We start from the raw sequence: 16,029 nt of genomic DNA, 5'->3' as shown, positions 1-16,029 counted from the left end.
ACGCCCACCCGTCCCCCGCTACCCCCTCAGGAGCCATCTCGTGACCCAGGACCTGTACGAACTCGGTGACGCGCCGCCGCTGGGCGAGGCGCCCAAGCGCATGTACGCCTCTCTCATCCGGCCCGAACGCTACGGGCAGCCCATCGACGCCTTCCGTACCGAGGTCGTGGACGTGCCCCCGGTCGGACCGGGTCAGGTCCTCATCAAGGTGATGGCGGCGGGCGTCAACTACAACAACGTCTGGGCCTCGCTCGGTGACCCCGTCGACGTCATAGCCGCCCGGCAGAAGCGCGGCGCCGTCGAGGACTTCCACATCGGCGGCTCCGACGCGTCCGGTGTCGTCTGGGCCGTCGGCGAGGGCGTACGCCTGAAGCCCGGCGACGAGATCGTGCTGCTCGCCAATGTGTGGGACGAGAGCGCCGAGGACATCCGCCTCGGCGCCGACCCCTCCACCTCCGCCTCGCAGAGCGTGTGGGGGTACGAGGAGAACTACGGGTCGTTCGCGCAGTTCGCGGTGGTCGACGAGTACCAGTGCCACCCCAAGCCGAAGCGGCTCTCCTGGGCGGAGGCCGCCTGCTACATGGCGACCGCCGCCACCGCCTACCGCCAGCTCTTCGGCTGGGAGCCGCACACCGTGCGCCCCGGCGACGCGGTGCTGATCTGGGGCGGAGCGGGGGGCCTGGGCTGTATGGCGATCCAGTTGGTCAAGCAGCGCGGCGGCATCCCCATCGCGGTCGTCTCCAGCGACGAACGCGGCGAGTACTGCGTGAAGCTGGGGGCCAAGGGCTATATCAACCGCCGCGACTTCGACCACTGGGGCCGGCTGCCCGACGCCTCCGACGACGACGCCATGGCCCAGTGGCTCAAGGGCGCGCGTGCCTTCGGCCGCCGCTTCTGGGAGGTCCTCGGCGAGCGCCGGGCCCCCAGGATCGTCCTGGAGCACTCGGGCGCCGACACGATCCCGACCTCCATGTACCTGTGCGACAACGCGGGCATGGTCGTCATCTGCGGCGGCACCACCGGCTACAACGGCGATGTGGACCTGCGTTTCCTGTGGATGCGGCAGAAGCGGCTCCAGGGCTCCCACGTCTCCAACGCCCGCGAGGCCCGCGAGGTCACCACGCTCATCGACCAGGGGCTGCTCGACCCGTGTCTGTCACTGACCCTCGGCTTCGAGGAGATCGGCAAGGCCCACCAGCTGATCCACGACAACCAGCATCCTGCCGGGAACATGGCGGTGCTGGTCAACGCCCAGGCGTAGGGAGTCGGTCGGGCCGCCGCGCCACGGGGGCGGCGGCCCAGCTGAACACCCCCGGGCCGGCCGGGCGCACCCGGACGTCGAGGACGTACCCGGGCAGCGCCCTCGGCCGGGCCCGGAAGCCGCCCGGGMCCGGCCGTGCCTCGATCGCCAGCAGGGTGGCCGGTGCCCGCCCGGCGGGGAGCAGGGCCGCGAACGCCTTGAACGCGGCCTCCTTGGCCGAGAACGCGGCGAGCAGCCGGCGCGCCGCCGCGGGCTCCGGTGTGCCGTCCGTCCAGGTCCGCTCGTCGGGGCCGAGCACGATGTGCGCGCTCCCCAGCGGCAGTTCGCGCACTTCGAGGTCGCATCCCACCGCATGGACGTGCGCGGCGGGCGCGGCGAGCGCGACGGCGAGGCCGCCGGAGTGACTGATCGAGCCGGCCCACCCGGCGGGAAACCGGGGCCGTCTGCCGTCCCGGAGGATCTCCGTCACGGCGTGCCCCGGCCCGGTCAGCGCCCGGCGGGCCGCGAGGCGTCCGGCGAGGAAGTCACGGCGGCGCGGCGGCGGCATGGCGGCGGCCGACGCCCGCTCCCACGGGCCGGCCGGGCATGCCCGCGGTTCCCCGGCGCGGGCCAGTCCGAGCGAGAGCCCCTCGGCGTGCAGGGCGGGGCGCAGCAGAAGCAGCGCGTGCTCGGCGGCTGCCCGGCCGGGGTCCGGGTCCGGCCGGGTGACTCGGGCGCCCGGCGCCCGGTCCGCCACCTCGCCTGGCGCCGCGGCGTCACGCACGCAGCAGCTTCTTGATGATCTTCCCGGCCGGGTTGCGCGGCACCTGGTCGATGAACTCGATGCGCCGCGGCCGTTTGTACGAGGCGAGGCGCTGGGCGAGGTACGCCTGCAACTCGGCCGTGCCGGTGCCCTCCTCGACGACGACGTACGCCAGCGGCACCTCGCCGAAGTCCTCGTCCGGCACCCCGACGACCGCCGCGTCGCGTACCGCCGGGTGGGTCTGGAGGGCGCGCTCGATCTCCGAGGGGTAGACGTTCTGACCGGCGCGGATGATCAGGTCCTTGCTGCGGTCGATCAGCCGGATCAGTCCGTCCCGGTCGATGTGCCCGAGGTCGCCGGTGCGGATCCAGCCGTCGACGGTGATCTCGGCCGTGGCGGCCTCGTCGTTCCAGTAGCCGCGCATCAGCCCGGGTCCGCGCACACAGATCTCGCCGATCGCGCCGGGCTCCACCTCCTCGCCCCGCTCGTCCAGGGCGCGCGCGGACATCCCCGGAACGACCCGGCCGGCCGGGATCACCTCGGGCACCGCGTCGGGTGCCGGGTGCTCCTCGGGACCGAGCGTGACGAACGGGCCGCCGACCTCGGTCATCCCGTACACCTGGCGGAAGCCACAGCCGAGCCGTTCGACGGCCTCGGCGTAGATGTCCGGCGGCATGGGCGCGGCCCCGTACAGGATCTCGCGCAGGGTGGAGAGGTCCGTGGTGTCGGCGGACTTCGCGCGCAGCAGGAAGCGCAGCATCTGCGGGACGAGCCAGACGTGGGTGGCGCGGTGGGTCTCGATGGCGGCCAGCGCGGTCTGCGGTTTGAAGCCGGGCATCAGGACCACGGTCGCGCCCGCCGCCATGTAGGTCAGCGAGACGACCATGCTGCCGTGGTAGAGCGGGCAGCAGTTGACCAGCACCATGGCGTCGGCGGGCCGGGCGACGGCGAGCCAGCCGAGCGCGATGGCGCGGAACGAGGCGTGGTCGACGGTGACGCCCTTGGCCTGTCCGGTCGTCGCGGAGGTGTGCAGGATCGCCGCGGGGGCGTCGTCGGGGATGTCGTCGAGCCTGGGGCCGCCGTCGGCGCCGAGCGCGGCGAACGCCTCGTCGTCCAGCCGGATACGGGTGCGTACCGGCAGGTCGGGGTGGCGGTCCAGCAGCGCGCCCTCGCCGATCACGGCGACGGCGCCGGTGCGTTCGACGATGCCGGTGACCTCGGCCGGGGTCAGGCTGTGGTTGAGCGGGACGAAGAGCGCGCCGAGGCGGGCGAGCGCGAAGTACGTCTCCAGGACCTCGACGCGGTCCAGGGAGAGCACGGCGACGCGGTCACCGCGCCGGATGCCGAGCCCGGCGAGTCCGTGGGCGAGGGCGAGGCCGCGGTCGTGGAACTGGGCCCAGGTGACGGAGCGGTGCTCGTCCACCAGGGCCGTCCGGTCCGGGAAGCACTGGCGGTTGCGCTCCGCCAACTGGGTCAGCCACATCAGGCGGCGCCCGGCTGCGGGGTGGCGGCGTCGCGGCCGGCGATGAACCGCTCGTAGTCGGCGATGGTGGTCAGGCCCTCCATGTCCTCGGCCGTCACCTCGACGCCGGTGCGCTGCTCGATGAGCAGGATCAGCCGGACGAGGTCGCCGGAGTCGATACCGCTGGCGCTGAGGTCCTCGTCGTCACCGATGGCCTCGGCGAACTCGGGTGTGCCGGTCAGCTCGACCAGCATCGTCCTGATGGTGCTCATGGGCGTACCCCTCTCGTTGCACGGACTACCGAAGAGAGAGGCGCGGTTCGCGCCGCGCACTCCCCCGCCCCCGCGTGACCTTCGTCACGGGCCGACGGCATGTGCCCGGGGATTGGGTGCCCCGGTCCGGACCTCTTTCTCTGTGAAGGCACCGCCACCGCGGCGGTACGGGACGAAGGGGTGGTCGACGGCGTGGAGCAGCTCAACGCGCACTTCGAGGCGCTGCTCGCGGCCGGGGAGCAGATCGAGCCCCGGGACTGGATGCCCGACGGCTACCGGCGGATGCTGATCCGGCAGATCTCCCAGCACGCGCACTCCGAGATCATCGGTATGCAGCCGGAGGGCTCCTGGCTCACCCGGGCCCCGTCGCTGCACCGCAAGGCCAGTCTGCTGGCGAAGGTGCAGGACGAGGCGGGCCACGGGCTCTACCTGTACTCGGCGGCGGAGACCCTCGGGGTGTCGCGCGCCGAGCTTCTCGACGCGCTGCACAGCGGCCATCAGCGGTACGCGGCCACCTTCGACCACCCCGCCCTGACCTGGGCCGACACCGGTGCCATCGCCTGGCTCACGGACGGCGCGGCCGTCGTCAACCAGGCGCCGCTGTGCCACACCTCGTACGGCCCGTACGCGCGGGCGATGCGCCGGGTGTGCCAGGAGGAGGCGTTCCACGTCCGTCAGGGCTACGACGTGCTGTGGTCGCTGTGCCGGGGGACCGCGGAGCAGAAGGCGATGGCGCAGGACGCGGTCGACCGCTGGTGGCTGCCGGCCGTGGCGCTGATGTTCGGGCCGCCGGACACCGTGGCGGGCGGCGCGGACGACCGCACCGCGGCCATGGGCGCCGCCGTCTCGCAGCGGTCGATGGCCTGGGGCATCAAACGGCACACCAACGACGAGCTGCGTCAGCGGTTCGTCGACAACGTGGTGCCGCAGGCGGAGCGGATGGGGGTGACCCTGCCCGATCCGGCGATCCGCTGGAACGAGGAGCGGGGGCACTACGACTTCAGCCCCATCGACTGGCAGTTGTTCCGCGGCGCGCTCGGCGACGGCTCGCACTGCAGCCGCCGGCGGCTCGCCCACCGGGTCGCGGCGCACGAGGACGGCGCCTGGGTGCGCGAGGCGGTCGACGCCTACGCGGCGGGCCTCGCCGACGGGGCGGAACAGGACGACGAGGGAAGGCGCGTGGCATGAGCGAGCGGTCCGCACGGGTGCTGACACCGTGGGAGGTGTTCATCCGGCCGCGCCGGGGCCTGGCCCACCAGCATGTGGGCTCGGTGCACGGCGCCGACGCCGACATGGCGCTCGCCAACGCCCGCGACCTGTACACGCGCCGGGGCGAGACGGTGTCGGTGTGGGTGGTGCGCTCCGACGCGGTGCACGCCGCGTCACCGAGCGAGAAGGACCCGTTCTTCAGCAACGCCGCCCACAAGCCGTACCGCTACCCCGAGCACTACATCCCGCTGAACGAGGAGAGCGGCCATGACGGTTGAGCCCTCCGGTGAGAACGCGGACCTCGCCGCCTACGTCCTGCGGCTCGGTGACGACGCGCTCGTGCTGTGCCAGCGGCTGTGCGCCCTGGTGACCCGGGCTCCCACGATCGAGGAGGATCTGGCGCTCGCCAACATCGCGCTCGACCTGCTCGGCCACGCCCGCACCCTGCTCGCGTACAGCGGGCGTCTCGACGGCACCGGCCGCGGCGAGGACGAGCTGGCCTACCACCGCACCGAGCGCCAGTTCCGCAACGTCCTGCTGGTGGAGTTCGCGCCCGCGGACTTCGCGGTGACGGTCGCCCGCCAGCTGGTGTACGCGCACTACAGCACGCTGCTGTGGAGCGCGCTGGAGAAGTCCCGCGACGCCACCCTGGCGGCCTTCGGCGCCCGCGCCGCCCGTGAGGTGGAGTACCACCGGATGCACGCCGACCAGTGGACGGTACGGCTGGGCCGGGGCACCGCCGAGAGCCACCGCCGGATGCAGGCCGGACTCGACCTGGTGTGGCCGTACACGGCCGAACTCTTCGAGACCGACGCCCTGGCGGAGCGGCTGGACGCGGACGGGACCGCCGTCGCCCCGGCGCGGCTGCGCCAGGAGTGGGAGCGGGGGATCACCGCCGTCCTCGACGACGCGCGGCTGACCCTGCCCAAGCCTTCGTGGCGGGCGACGGGCGGCCGGGACGGGCTGCACACCGAGGAGTTCGCGCCGCTGATGGCCGAGTTCCGGTCGGTACGCCTGCAGTACCCGGGAGGCACCTGGTGAGCGCCGCACGTCTGGACGTCGAGGAGGTGCGGGCCCGGGTGAACACCGTGCCCGACCCCGAACTCCCCATGATCACGCTGGCCGACCTCGGTGTCGTCCGCGCGGTCGGGGCGGCGGGGGACGGCGCCCTGGAGGTCGTCATCACCCCGACCTACCTCGGCTGCCCGGCCATGCCCGCGATCGAGGCCGGGATCCGGGCCGTGCTCACCGAGTGCGGCCACCCCGACGGCCGGGTGCGGCAGGTGCTCGCACCCGCCTGGACCACCGACTGGATCACCGACGAGGGGCGCCGCAAGCTCTCCGAGCACGGCATCGTGCCGCCCGGCTCCGCCCGGGCCCCCCTGTCGGTCCGGGTCGGCCTCGGTGTGCCCTGCCCGCACTGCGGCTCGGTGGCGACCCGGCCGCAGAGCCCGTTCGGCGCGACCCGCTGCCAAGCCGTCCTGGTATGCACCTCGTGCCGGGAGACCTTCGCGCATCTGAAGGCGATGTGACGCACCATCATGACGACAGCGACGACTAGCGGCGCCCCGGCGCCCGCACGCCGGGCGACCGGCTGGTACCGGCTGCCGGTCACCGCGGTGGAGGCGGTGGGCGAGGAGTCGGTGGCGATCAGCCTGAGCGTGCCCGGCCCGCTCACGGACGTCTTCGCGCACCGCGCCGGGCAGCACGTGGTCGTCCGCCACCGGCCCGAGGGCAGGGAGCTGCGGCGCAGCTACTCGGTCTGTCTGCCGCCCCGGGACCCGGCGGGGCTGCGGATCGTGGTCAAACGTCTGGGCGCGGACGGCTTCGCCGAGTACGCCACCACGGACCTCTCCGTGGGCGACAGCCTCGAACTGGGCCCGCCCACCGGCGACTTCCGGCTGGCGGACGTGCCCGGCGCGCACCATGTGCTGGTGGCGGGCGGCAGCGGGATCACCCCCCTGCTCGCCATGGCCGCGACCGCGCTGCGCCAGGACCCCGCCTGCCGGGTCTCGCTCGTGTACGCCAACCGCAGCGCCCAGTCGGTGCTCCTCGCGGACGAGCTGACCGACCTGAAGGACGCCCACGTCGGCCGGTTCTTCGCCCTGCATGTCCTCTCCCGCGAGCAGCGCGAGAGCGAACTGCTGTCGGGACGGATCGACGGGGCCCGGCTGCCCAAACTCCTCGCGCTGCTCGGCGCCGAGCCCGACGCGCGCACCCACTTCTACCTCTGCGGGCCGTGGGGGCTGGTGGAGACCGTCCGCGAGGCGCTCACCCGGTGGGGCGCGGACGAGGCACGGGTGCGCTTCGAGCTCTTCACCACCGGCGGCGGCCTCCCGCCCGCTCCCCCGCCCGAGCCGCTGGGCCGGACCGGTCTCATCTCGGCCCGTCTGGACGGCCGTACCACCGAGACGGTGATGCGGCCCGAGGACCGGGTGGTGCTGGACGCGGTCCTGCGCGCCCGGCCCGAGACCCCGTACTCCTGTCGCGACGGCCTGTGCGGCAGCTGCCGCGCCAAGGTGGTCCGGGGCAGTGCGGTGATGGACCGTCAGTACGCCCTGGGCACCGCCGAGTTGGCGGCCGGTTACACACTGCCGTGCCGGGCCCGGCCGGAGTCGGACGAGATCGCGCTCGACTTCGACGCCTGAGCCCGGCCCGGCCGCCCCGGCGCCCGTGCGCCGCCCGGGGACGGCCCTTCCCCACCGCCGCGACGACCGCGCGGCCCCCCGAGATCACAGGAGTGTGGAGCATGACCAGTACGGGCAGGCTGAGCGGCCGGACGGCGCTGGTGACCGGCGGCAGCCGGGGAATCGGCCGGGCGATCTCGCTGCGGCTCGCCGCCGAGGGCGCCCTGGTGGCCGTCCACTACGGGTACCGCACCGAGGCCGCCGATGAGGCGGTCGCCGAGATCGAGGGGGCGGGCGGCCGGGCGTTCGCGCTCCGCGCCGAGCTCGGCGTGCCGGGCGACGCCGAGGCGCTGTGGACCGCCTTCGACAAGGGGCTCTCCGAGTACGGCGCCCGGCCCGGTCTGGACATCCTCGTCAACAACGCCGGGATCACGCTGCCCAAGCGGATCTCGGACGTGAGCGAGGAGGAGTACGACCGGCTCTTCGCCGTCAACGTCAAGGCCCCCTTCTTCGTGATCCAGCAGGGCCTGGGCCGGCTGCGCGACGGCGGCCGGATCATCAACATCTCCTCCGGCGTCACCCGGATCGCCATGCCGAACATCTCCGCGTACTCGATGACCAAGGGCGCGCTCGACACCCTGACCCTGGCCCTCGCCCCGGAGCTGGGCGCACGGGGGATCACGGTCAACGCGGTGGCGCCCGGCTTCACGTACACCGAGATCAACCCGACGCTGAAGGTGCCGGAGGTGCTGAACGCGTACGCGGCCACCTCCGTCTTCAACCGGATCGGCCGCCCGTCGGACATCGCCGACGTGGTGGCGTTCGTGGCGAGTGACGACGCGCGCTGGGTCACCGGCCAGTGGCTGGACGCGACCGGGGGCGCGCACATCGGAATGCCGGCCTGACCCTCCGGCCCGCCCACCACCTACGGAGACCCATGACCGAGCAGACCAGCACCGTCGCCCCGCTCTCGGCCGACGAGACGCCCCAGGCGCAGTTCGAGGGGACGACGCCGTACGAGGACTACATCCACGCCTCGTTGCTGTCCACCCTTCAGCGACCGCTCTCGCACGACCCCGGCGAGATGGCGTTCATCGTCACCACCCAGGTGATGGAGCTGTGGTTCACCCTCATCGTCCACGAGTGGCGCACGGCACGGGACGCGTTGTCCAAGGACGACCTGGAGCAGGCCATGGAAGCGCTGCGCCGCAGCCGCCGCTCGCACCAGGCGCTCAACGACTCCTGGACGCCGCTGGCGGCGCTGACCCCGGCCCAGTTCAACGGGTTCCGCGCGGCGTTCGGTGAGGCCTCCGGGTTCCAGTCGGCGATGTACCGCCACATGGAGTTCCTGCTCGCCGACAAGTCCCGCTCCATGGTGCAGGCGCACCGGGGGCACCCGGCCGTCTACTCCGACCTGGAGGCGGCGCTGTCCGAGCCGTCGCTCTACGACGAGGTGCTGCGCTTCCTCTACCGGCGCGGACTGCCCGTGCCGGAGCACATGGTCGAGCGGGACGTGACCGAGGCGTACCAGCCGGACTCCTGGGTCGAGGAGGTGTGGCGGCAGATCTACGCGGGCCCGCAGGACGATCCGCTGGTGCGGCTGGGCGAGGAGCTCACCGAGGTCGCCGAGCTGGTGCTGCGCTGGCGCAGCGACCATCTGCTCGCGACCCGCCGGGCGATGGGCGCCAAGGCGGGCAGCGGCGGCTCCCCGGGGGTGGCGTGGCTGGAGAAGCGCGCCCGCCGGTCGGTGTTCCCCGAGCTGTGGACGGCGCGCAGTTATGTCTGAGACGCCCGCGCCCCGGTCCCCCGCGCCCAGGACTCCTTCCGCGTTCGCGCTGGAGGAGGAGCGCCGGGTGCTGAGCATCCGGCCGGTCCTGGCCCCCGTGCACCGCAAGTACGGCTCGCATCCGCACCAGGTGTACGACCTGTGGCCGGCCGAGGACCCCGACGCGCCGCTGGTGATGCTGCTGCACGGCGGCTACTGGCGCTACGACCGGATGCATCTGACCCCGTTCGCGGCCCATCTGGCGCGGCACGGGTTCACCACGATCCTGCCGGGCTTCCGCCGGTCGGGCGGCGCGGGCGGCTACCCCGCGACCTTCGACGACATCGCGCTGGCCGTGGACACGATCCCCCAGGGCCGGCCGTTCGTGCTGGCGGGCCACTGCTCCGGCGGCCATCTCGCCCTGTGGGCCGGGGCGCGCGGCCTGCTGCCCGAGAGCTCCCCCTGGCACACCACCGAGCTGCCCGCGGCGATCCTCGGCCTCGCCCCGCTCACGGACCTGGCGGCCACGATCCGCGACGACCTCAGCGACGGGGCGGGACTGCAACTGCTGGGCGGCGCCGGGCCGGCCGAGGCACGGCTGCCGCTGGTCGACCCGCTCACACTGCTGCGCGGCGGCGGGACGACGGGGGTGCGGACGGTGGTGCTGCACGGCGAGGCGGACGAGGAGGTGCCGCTCGCGCAGTTCACCGACTACGCGGCGGTCCACAAGGACGCGGAGCTCGTCGTACTGCCCAAGACCGGGCACTACACGCTCATCGAGCCGGGGTCGGAGGCGTCCGTGGCGGTGATCGACACACTGCGGCGGCTGGCTCCGGTGTCCGGCTGAGCCGGTCGGCCGTCGTCCGCCGGCACGGCGTCCGGCAGCTTTCCGAAGGTGCGGACACGGGGGTGCACAAGCGTTTACCCTAAAGGGGGTGAACGCTTGTACACCCCCGTCCCCACCAGCCTCTGGAGCAGCATGACCGCGGCGACCGCCGGCCCCGTCCACGAACCCCGCACCCGCTTCGTGGTGCCCGTGCTCGCCTTCTGCGGCGTGGTCGTCGCCGTGATGCAGACGCTGGTCGTGCCCCTGCTGCCGCACATCCCGCAGCTCACCGGCAGCACCCCGGGGGCGGCGGGCTGGCTCGTCACCATCACCCTGCTCACCGGCGCGGTCTTCACCCCCGTCCTCGGCCGGGTCGGCGACATGTACGGCAAGCGGCGCGTCCTGCTCGCCTCGCTCGGCGTGCTCACCGCGGGGTCGGTGCTGTGCGCCGCCACCTCCGACATCGGCGTGCTCATCGCGGGCCGGGCGCTGCAGGGCGCCGCCCTCGCCGTCATCCCGCTCGGCATCAGCATCATCCGCGACGAACTGCCGCCCGCCCGGGTGCTGCCCTCCATCGCCCTGATGAGCTCCACCCTCGGCATCGGTGCCGCCGTGGGGCTCCCGGTGGCGGCCCTGGTCGTGGAGCACTTCGACTGGCACACCATGTTCTGGGCGTCGGCCGCCCTCGGCCTGCTCGATCTGGTCCTGGTGCTCCGGATCGTGCCGGAGTCCCCCGTGCGCACCCCCGGCCGCTTCGACATACCCGGCACGCTCGGCCTCACCGCCGCCCTGGTCGGCCTGCTGCTCGCGATCACCCAGGGCGCCGACTGGGGCTGGACCTCGGCGCCCACCCTCGGCCTGCTGGCCGGCTCGCTGGTGGTCGCCCTCGTCTGGGGCCGCTACGAACTGCGTACCGAGTCCCCGATCGTCGACCTGCGGGTCTCGGCACGCCCCGCGGTCCTGCTCACCAACCTCGCCGCGCTCTTCATCGGCTTCGCCTTCTACGCCAACTCGCTGGTGACCGCGCAGATGGTGCAGGAGCCCGAGGCGACCGGGTACGGACTGGGCGCCTCCATCGTCGTCAGCGGACTCTGCCTGCTGCCCGGCGGTCTCTCGATGGTCGCGCTCTCGCCGGTGTCGGCCAAGATATCCGCCAAGTACGGCCCCAGGTCCGCGCTCGCCCTGGCCGCCTGTGTGATGGCGGTCGGCTACGTCGTACGGTTCTTCACCAGCCACAGCCTCTGGCTGATCGTGGCCGGCGCCACCGTGGTCTCCGCCGGCACCGCCATCGCGTACTCGGCGCTCCCGGCCCTGGTGATGCAGGGCGTCCCGGTGAGCGAGACCGGCGCCGCCAACGGGATCAACACCCTGATGCGCTCGGTGGGCCAGGCGTGCTGCAGCGCGGTGGTCACCGCGGTCCTGGCCAATGTCACGTTCGTGGCGGCGGGCCGCACCGCCCCCACCCTCCACGCGTATCTGCTGATCTTCCTGATCGCCGCGGGCGCCGCGCTGCTGGCGCTGGTGGCGACGGCGTTCCTGCCCGCGGGGCGTCCCGGGCGCGCCGGGGCCGCGCTGCCCGGTACGGTCGAGAGGCCGACCTCGCAGCCCGCGGCCCAGGAGGGCAGATGACCACCGCCGAGCACTCCGGCACGAGCGCGCCCGAGCAGGGCACGGGCCGCGACGCCATCCTGCGGGCCGCGCGCCGCGCCTTCGCGCTGCGCGCCTACGCCGAGGTGACCCTGCGCGGCATCGCGGCCGACGCCGGCGTCAGCCCGTCCCTGATCGTGAAGCGGTTCGGCAGCAAGGAGCAGTTGTTCCACACGGTCGCCGACTTCCAGCCGGTGGCCGACGAACTGTTCGCGGCGCCTCGGGCCGGGCTGGGGCGGCATCTGGTGCTCACGATGCTGCGCCTGCGCGCGGAGTTCCGGGGCGATCCGCTGCTCCGGGTCGTCTTCTCGCTCGGCCGGGACGACGAGCGCACGCTGCTGCGCGACCGGTTCCGCGAGCAGATCACCGCCCGGCTGGCCGCGCTGCTGCCCGGGCGGGACGGGGAGTTGCGGGCCGAGCTGATCGCCGGGCAGCTGCTGGGGCTCGGGGCGACGCTGAGTCTGCACCGGCCGGGCGCGGGAAACCTCGCCGCGCCCGAGCGCGTCGCCGACCTGTACGCGCCCGGTCTGCAGCGGCTGATAGACGGCGACTGAGCCGGACGGCGACTGGAGCCGGGGATCGAGGGAGAGGGCCGCTTGATGAACCAGCCATTCGGTTTCTACCAGAACGAGATCTACTTCGAGGGCCTGGGCGGTGTGGTGCCCCGGTTCCCGTTCACGTACGAGGAGTTGGAGTCCCGGGCCGAGGCGGCGCTCGGACCGTCGCTCTGGTCGTACGTGGCGGGTGGCGCGGGTGACGAGCGCACCCAGCGGGCCAACGCCTCGGCCTTCGAGCGCTGGGGGCTGTATCCGAGGATGTTCGTCGGGGCGGCGAGCCGGGACCTGTCCGTGGAACTGTTCGGGATGACGCTGCCCTCGCCGCTGTTCATGGCGCCGATCGGGGTCGTCGGGCTGTGCGCCCAGGACGGGCACGGGGATCTGGCGACGGCCCGGGCAGCCGCCCGCACCGGCGTCCCGATGGTCGCCTCGACGCTGAGCGTCGACCCCCTGGAGGAGGTGGCCGCCGCGCTCGGCCCGGCACCGGGCTTCTTCCAGCTGTACACGCCCACCGACCGGGAGCTGGCCGAGAGCCTGGTGCGGCGCGCGGAGAAGGCCGGGTTCAAGGCCATCGTCGTCACCCTGGACACCTGGGTCACGGGGTGGCGCCCGCGCGATCTGAGCACTGGCAACTTCCCCCAGCTGCGCGGCCACTGCCTGGCCAACTACACCTGCGACCCGGTCTTCCGCGCCGCCCTGGAGCGTACGCCGGAAGAGGACCCGAGGGGCGCTGTCCTGCGCTGGGCGCAGATCTTCGGCGCCCCGCTCACCTGGGACGACCTGCCCTGGCTGCGGTCGCTCACCGCACTGCCGCTGATAGTGAAGGGCATCTGCCACCCCGAGGACGCCCGGCGCGCCCGGGACGGTGGCGTGGACGGCATCTACTGCTCCAACCACGGCGGGCGCCAGGCCAACGGCGGGCTGCCCGCGCTCGACGCGCTGCCCGGCGTGGTCGAGGCCGCGGGGGATCTGCCCGTCCTGTTCGACTCGGGCGTGCGCACCGGGGCGGACGTGGTGAAGGCCGTCGCCCTGGGGGCCACGGCCGTGGGCGTCGGCCGGCCGTACGCGTACGGGCTGGCCCTGGGCGGTACGGACGGTGTCGTCCACGTCCTGCGCTCGCTGCTCGCCGAGGCGGATCTGCTGATGGCGGTGGACGGCTATCCCACCCTCGCCGACCTCACTCCGGAATCCCTCCAGCGCGTCCTGTGAGGCCTGGCACCCACCGCGCCGGCCCCGCGAGTACCGCCCGGGCCGGTGCGGGGGGCCCGGTGGTGCGTCAGCGCGCCGACGCCGTCACACCGACCGCCTCCAGCCGGGCCGGATCGGCCCGCAGGATGGCCTCCTGGGTGAGCCGCAGCGGTGGGCCCGGCTCGACACCGAGCTCCTCCCGGATGACCTGGCGCGCGCTGCGGTAGACGCCGAGCGCGTCGCCCTGGCGGCCCACCCGGTACAAGGCCGCCATCAGCTGCCGGTAGAAGGGCTCGCGCAGCGGGTGCTGCACCACCAGTCCCTTGAGCTCCTCTATCACCGCGTGGTGGCGGCCGAGCGCCAGGGCGGATTCAATATTCAGCTCGATGCAGTTCAGCCGTTTTTCGTCCGCCACGGCGGCGAACGAGCTGATCTCCGAAGACCCCGACATGCCGTCCAGAACGGGCCCCCGCCACAGTGCGAGGGCATTTCTCAGACACTCCGAAGCGGCCGGATAGTCGGCGGCCAGGTAACGGGCCCGGCCACTTTCATACAGCCGCTCGAAGGTCCGGACATCGAGTTGGTTCTGGTTGACATCGAGAATGTAACCCGGGGAAACAGTGACGATCGGGGACGCACGGCCGGGGGCCGCGAGCAGCTTGCGCAACTGGGACACATAGACCCGCAGGCTGGCCGCCGCGCAGCGCGGCGGATGCTGTTCCCAGAGCTCCGCCATGAGTTTGTCGCCCGGAACCGTCTCCCCTGCCCGGATCGTCAGCAGAGCCAGCAGCTTGGCGATCTTCGGTGGCGCCGGCGTGAGATCGACGTCGCCGCAGGTCACCCGGAGCCGCCCCAGTACCTCGTAGCGCAGCGGATGACTGTGTCGTGCATAGGACAGGGACACGTGACGCAACCCCCTTGAATGCTGCCGGGCATTCAACTAGTTCGGATCTCCCCGTTCACCCCGGGCACTCGCGCCCACGATGCACGCGATTGCCGATAAACATCGTAGTCGAGCAGTCGTTACGTAACCATTAAAAGGGCGCTAACACCTGGAGCGCAGCACCCACGAGCCATTTCGGCCACCAATCAGCGGGAATTCGATTACTAATTCCGGGCGCCGCATACGGACGCCGGAGGCGGGCGGCCCGGGTGTCCCCCGGGCCGCCCGCCTCGGGCGTGCGAGCGCGAACGCTCAGACGGACGGCGCCGGTTCGGGCTCCGGGGCCCCGGCCTCCGGTGTCCCGGCCAGCCAGGAGAAGACCCGGTCGTGGAAGAGGGTCATGGAGCCGGAGTGGCAGTGCGCTCCGCCGCCCCCGTCCGCGGTGAAGACATGCAGCGTCTTGGGACTGTTGAGGCCGGTGTACACCTTCTTCGCGTGTTCCAGACCGGCGAAGAACATGTCCTCCTCGGCGTCGAGCACGAGGACCGGACAGCGCACCTGCCCGATCACGTCCGCGAGGCCGAACGCGGGCATACGGCGCAGGAGTTGGGCCGGGCTGTGCGCGCCGAACGTCCACATCGCCTGCCGCAGCAGCCAGCGCGTGAAGGTCTGCTGGACGGCGATGCCGTACATCACCGGGTTGGCGAAGTCGTCGCAGCCCTGCTCCACCCATTCGAGGACGAACGGCGGCAGCCACACCACGTCGCCGAGCTGCCAGACCGCGTCATGGGCCACGCACCCGGCGAGCCGGTGCTCGAACGCGGCGGCCCGGACGGCGAGCAGTCCGCCGAGGCTGGTCCCCATCAGGGTGACGCGCTCGGGGTCCACTCCCGGCTGGGCCAGCGCGAAGTCGACCACGGGCGTGACCACCTCCTCCCAGTCCGGCCGGAAGGTGAGGCCCTGCTCGCGCAGGACCGAGCCCTGGCCGGGCCCCTCGAAGCAGAGGCAGTGGTAGCCGCGTGCCTGGGCGGCGGCTGCGACGAAGAAGTGGCCCTCTTCGAGTGTGGAGTCGATGCCGCCGTGGTGGATGAGGGTGGGGCGGGGGCCCTCGGAGTCGTCGGCCCGGTAGAAGTAGCCCGGCAGCGAGCCGTCCCCGTACGGGATGCGGACGTACTCCGGTGGGTGCTCCATGAGCCGGGCCGCCTCGGCGAAGGTCTCCTTGGAGAGCCGCATCAGCCGCGCCGCCTCCGGGTCGTGCGGGTCGTCGCGCAGGAAGAACTCGGCGGTGCGGTAGTAGGTGTGGGCGCGCAGCAGGGAGGCGCGGGCGTCGACGGCGCGGCCCTGGGCGAGCGCGGCGGTGGCGAGGCCGTGGACGCGCTCGGCCAGCGCGGTCCACTCGCGCCGCCAGGCGTCCGTGTCGCCGTCGGGGATGCGGGAGGCGACGGCGATGACCTCGCCGAGCTGGGCGCCGCCGAAGTCGGCGTAGCCGGCCGCCCGTAAGGCCTGGTAGTCGAAGGCGGGGTCGTCGAAGAGGAACTTCATGGGTGCGGCTCCTGGGTGGGGAGGCGGTTCGGGGCCCGTCCGGGGGCG

The 16,029-nt window shown here is 73.0% G+C and carries 17 protein-coding genes; 12 read left to right on the top strand and 5 right to left on the bottom strand.

The genetic code is table 11. The features are described from left to right. The first annotated feature begins 100 nt into the window (after positions 1-100). Positions 101-1,261 (top strand): crotonyl-CoA carboxylase/reductase, encoded by a 1,161-nt coding sequence (gene ccrA, locus ACJA3G_RS12265; RefSeq protein ID WP_406552963.1) that lies wholly within the window; start codon positions 101-103, stop codon positions 1,259-1,261. Here ccrA and ACJA3G_RS12260 read toward each other — a convergent pair. Genes ACJA3G_RS12260 through ACJA3G_RS12250 form a run of 3 tightly spaced genes read right to left on the bottom strand, consistent with a single transcriptional unit; the run spans position 1,245 to position 3,737 of the window. Further along, entirely contained in the window at positions 1,245-2,024 is a 780-nt protein-coding gene (locus ACJA3G_RS12260; protein WP_406552961.1) for a 4'-phosphopantetheinyl transferase superfamily protein, read from the bottom strand. The genes ccrA and ACJA3G_RS12260 overlap by 17 nt on opposite strands. Further along, entirely contained in the window at positions 2,017-3,486 is a 1,470-nt protein-coding gene (locus tag ACJA3G_RS12255) for a class I adenylate-forming enzyme family protein (RefSeq protein WP_406552960.1), read from the bottom strand. The genes ACJA3G_RS12260 and ACJA3G_RS12255 overlap by 8 nt, the downstream gene beginning before the upstream one ends. Continuing rightward, on the bottom strand, positions 3,486-3,737 hold the full coding sequence (locus tag ACJA3G_RS12250; RefSeq protein ID WP_358834453.1) for an acyl carrier protein: 252 nt from the start codon (positions 3,735-3,737) through the stop codon (positions 3,486-3,488). Before ACJA3G_RS12250 ends, ACJA3G_RS12255 begins: the two co-directional genes overlap by 1 nt. Positions 3,738-3,836: 99 nt before the next feature. Between ACJA3G_RS12250 and paaA the strand changes: the two genes are divergently transcribed. The 11 genes from paaA to ACJA3G_RS12195 all read left to right on the top strand — a co-directional run bounded on the left by paaA (position 3,837) and on the right by ACJA3G_RS12195 (position 13,577). Next, positions 3,837-4,925 carry a 1,2-phenylacetyl-CoA epoxidase subunit PaaA gene (gene paaA, locus ACJA3G_RS12245; protein ID WP_406552959.1) on the top strand — a complete coding sequence of 363 codons (1,089 nt, stop codon included), beginning with the start codon at positions 3,837-3,839 and terminating at the stop codon, positions 4,923-4,925. Further along, on the top strand, positions 4,922-5,224 hold the full coding sequence (paaB, locus tag ACJA3G_RS12240) for a 1,2-phenylacetyl-CoA epoxidase subunit PaaB (RefSeq protein ID WP_067162897.1): 303 nt from the start codon (positions 4,922-4,924) through the stop codon (positions 5,222-5,224). Before paaA ends, paaB begins: the two co-directional genes overlap by 4 nt. Then, positions 5,214-5,987: a 1,2-phenylacetyl-CoA epoxidase subunit PaaC gene (gene paaC / locus ACJA3G_RS12235; RefSeq protein WP_406552958.1), complete on the top strand. Its 774-nt coding sequence runs from the start codon at positions 5,214-5,216 to the stop codon at positions 5,985-5,987. The genes paaB and paaC overlap by 11 nt, the downstream gene beginning before the upstream one ends. Next, on the top strand, positions 5,981-6,478 hold the full coding sequence (paaD, locus tag ACJA3G_RS12230; RefSeq protein ID WP_406552962.1) for a 1,2-phenylacetyl-CoA epoxidase subunit PaaD: 498 nt from the start codon (positions 5,981-5,983) through the stop codon (positions 6,476-6,478). The genes paaC and paaD overlap by 7 nt, the downstream gene beginning before the upstream one ends. A 9-nt stretch (positions 6,479-6,487) precedes the next feature. Beyond that, entirely contained in the window at positions 6,488-7,594 is a 1,107-nt protein-coding gene (locus ACJA3G_RS12225) for a 2Fe-2S iron-sulfur cluster-binding protein (protein WP_406552957.1), read from the top strand. A 101-nt stretch (positions 7,595-7,695) separates the two neighbouring features. After that, positions 7,696-8,478 (top strand): SDR family oxidoreductase, encoded by a 783-nt coding sequence (locus ACJA3G_RS12220; protein WP_406552956.1) that lies wholly within the window; start codon positions 7,696-7,698, stop codon positions 8,476-8,478. A 32-nt stretch (positions 8,479-8,510) separates the two neighbouring features. Next, complete coding sequence (locus tag ACJA3G_RS12215; protein ID WP_406552955.1) at positions 8,511-9,359, top strand: tryptophan 2,3-dioxygenase; 849 nt, start codon at positions 8,511-8,513, stop codon at positions 9,357-9,359. Further along, positions 9,352-10,185 (top strand): alpha/beta hydrolase family protein, encoded by an 834-nt coding sequence (locus ACJA3G_RS12210; RefSeq protein ID WP_406552954.1) that lies wholly within the window; start codon positions 9,352-9,354, stop codon positions 10,183-10,185. Before ACJA3G_RS12215 ends, ACJA3G_RS12210 begins: the two co-directional genes overlap by 8 nt. A gap of 132 nt (positions 10,186-10,317) precedes the next feature. After that, entirely contained in the window at positions 10,318-11,793 is a 1,476-nt protein-coding gene (locus tag ACJA3G_RS12205) for an MFS transporter (protein WP_406552953.1), read from the top strand. Beyond that, positions 11,790-12,365 carry a TetR family transcriptional regulator gene (locus tag ACJA3G_RS12200; RefSeq protein ID WP_406552952.1) on the top strand — a complete coding sequence of 192 codons (576 nt, stop codon included), beginning with the start codon at positions 11,790-11,792 and terminating at the stop codon, positions 12,363-12,365. The genes ACJA3G_RS12205 and ACJA3G_RS12200 overlap by 4 nt, the downstream gene beginning before the upstream one ends. A gap of 45 nt (positions 12,366-12,410) precedes the next feature. Next, the gene (locus ACJA3G_RS12195) at positions 12,411-13,577 is read left to right on the top strand and encodes a lactate 2-monooxygenase (protein WP_406552951.1); all 1,167 of its coding nucleotides are present in this window, start codon (positions 12,411-12,413) and stop codon (positions 13,575-13,577) included. A gap of 67 nt (positions 13,578-13,644) precedes the next feature. On the opposite strand, the gene ACJA3G_RS12190 is transcribed toward ACJA3G_RS12195, so the two are convergent. Beyond that, positions 13,645-14,460, bottom strand: a complete 816-nt coding sequence (locus tag ACJA3G_RS12190) for a BTAD domain-containing putative transcriptional regulator (protein WP_406552950.1) — start codon at positions 14,458-14,460, stop codon at positions 13,645-13,647. 291 nt (positions 14,461-14,751) lie between these two features. Continuing rightward, the gene (locus ACJA3G_RS12185; protein WP_406552949.1) at positions 14,752-15,981 is read right to left on the bottom strand and encodes an alpha/beta hydrolase family protein; all 1,230 of its coding nucleotides are present in this window, start codon (positions 15,979-15,981) and stop codon (positions 14,752-14,754) included. Positions 15,982-16,029: the final 48 nt, after the last annotated feature.

Origin of the sequence: Streptomyces sp. YS-3, assembly GCF_045257485.1 — a bacterium.
Classification (GTDB): domain Bacteria; phylum Actinomycetota; class Actinomycetes; order Streptomycetales; family Streptomycetaceae; genus Streptomyces.
Note: the sequence above shows the minus strand (reverse complement) of the source record. Positions and strands in the feature narration are given on the sequence as shown.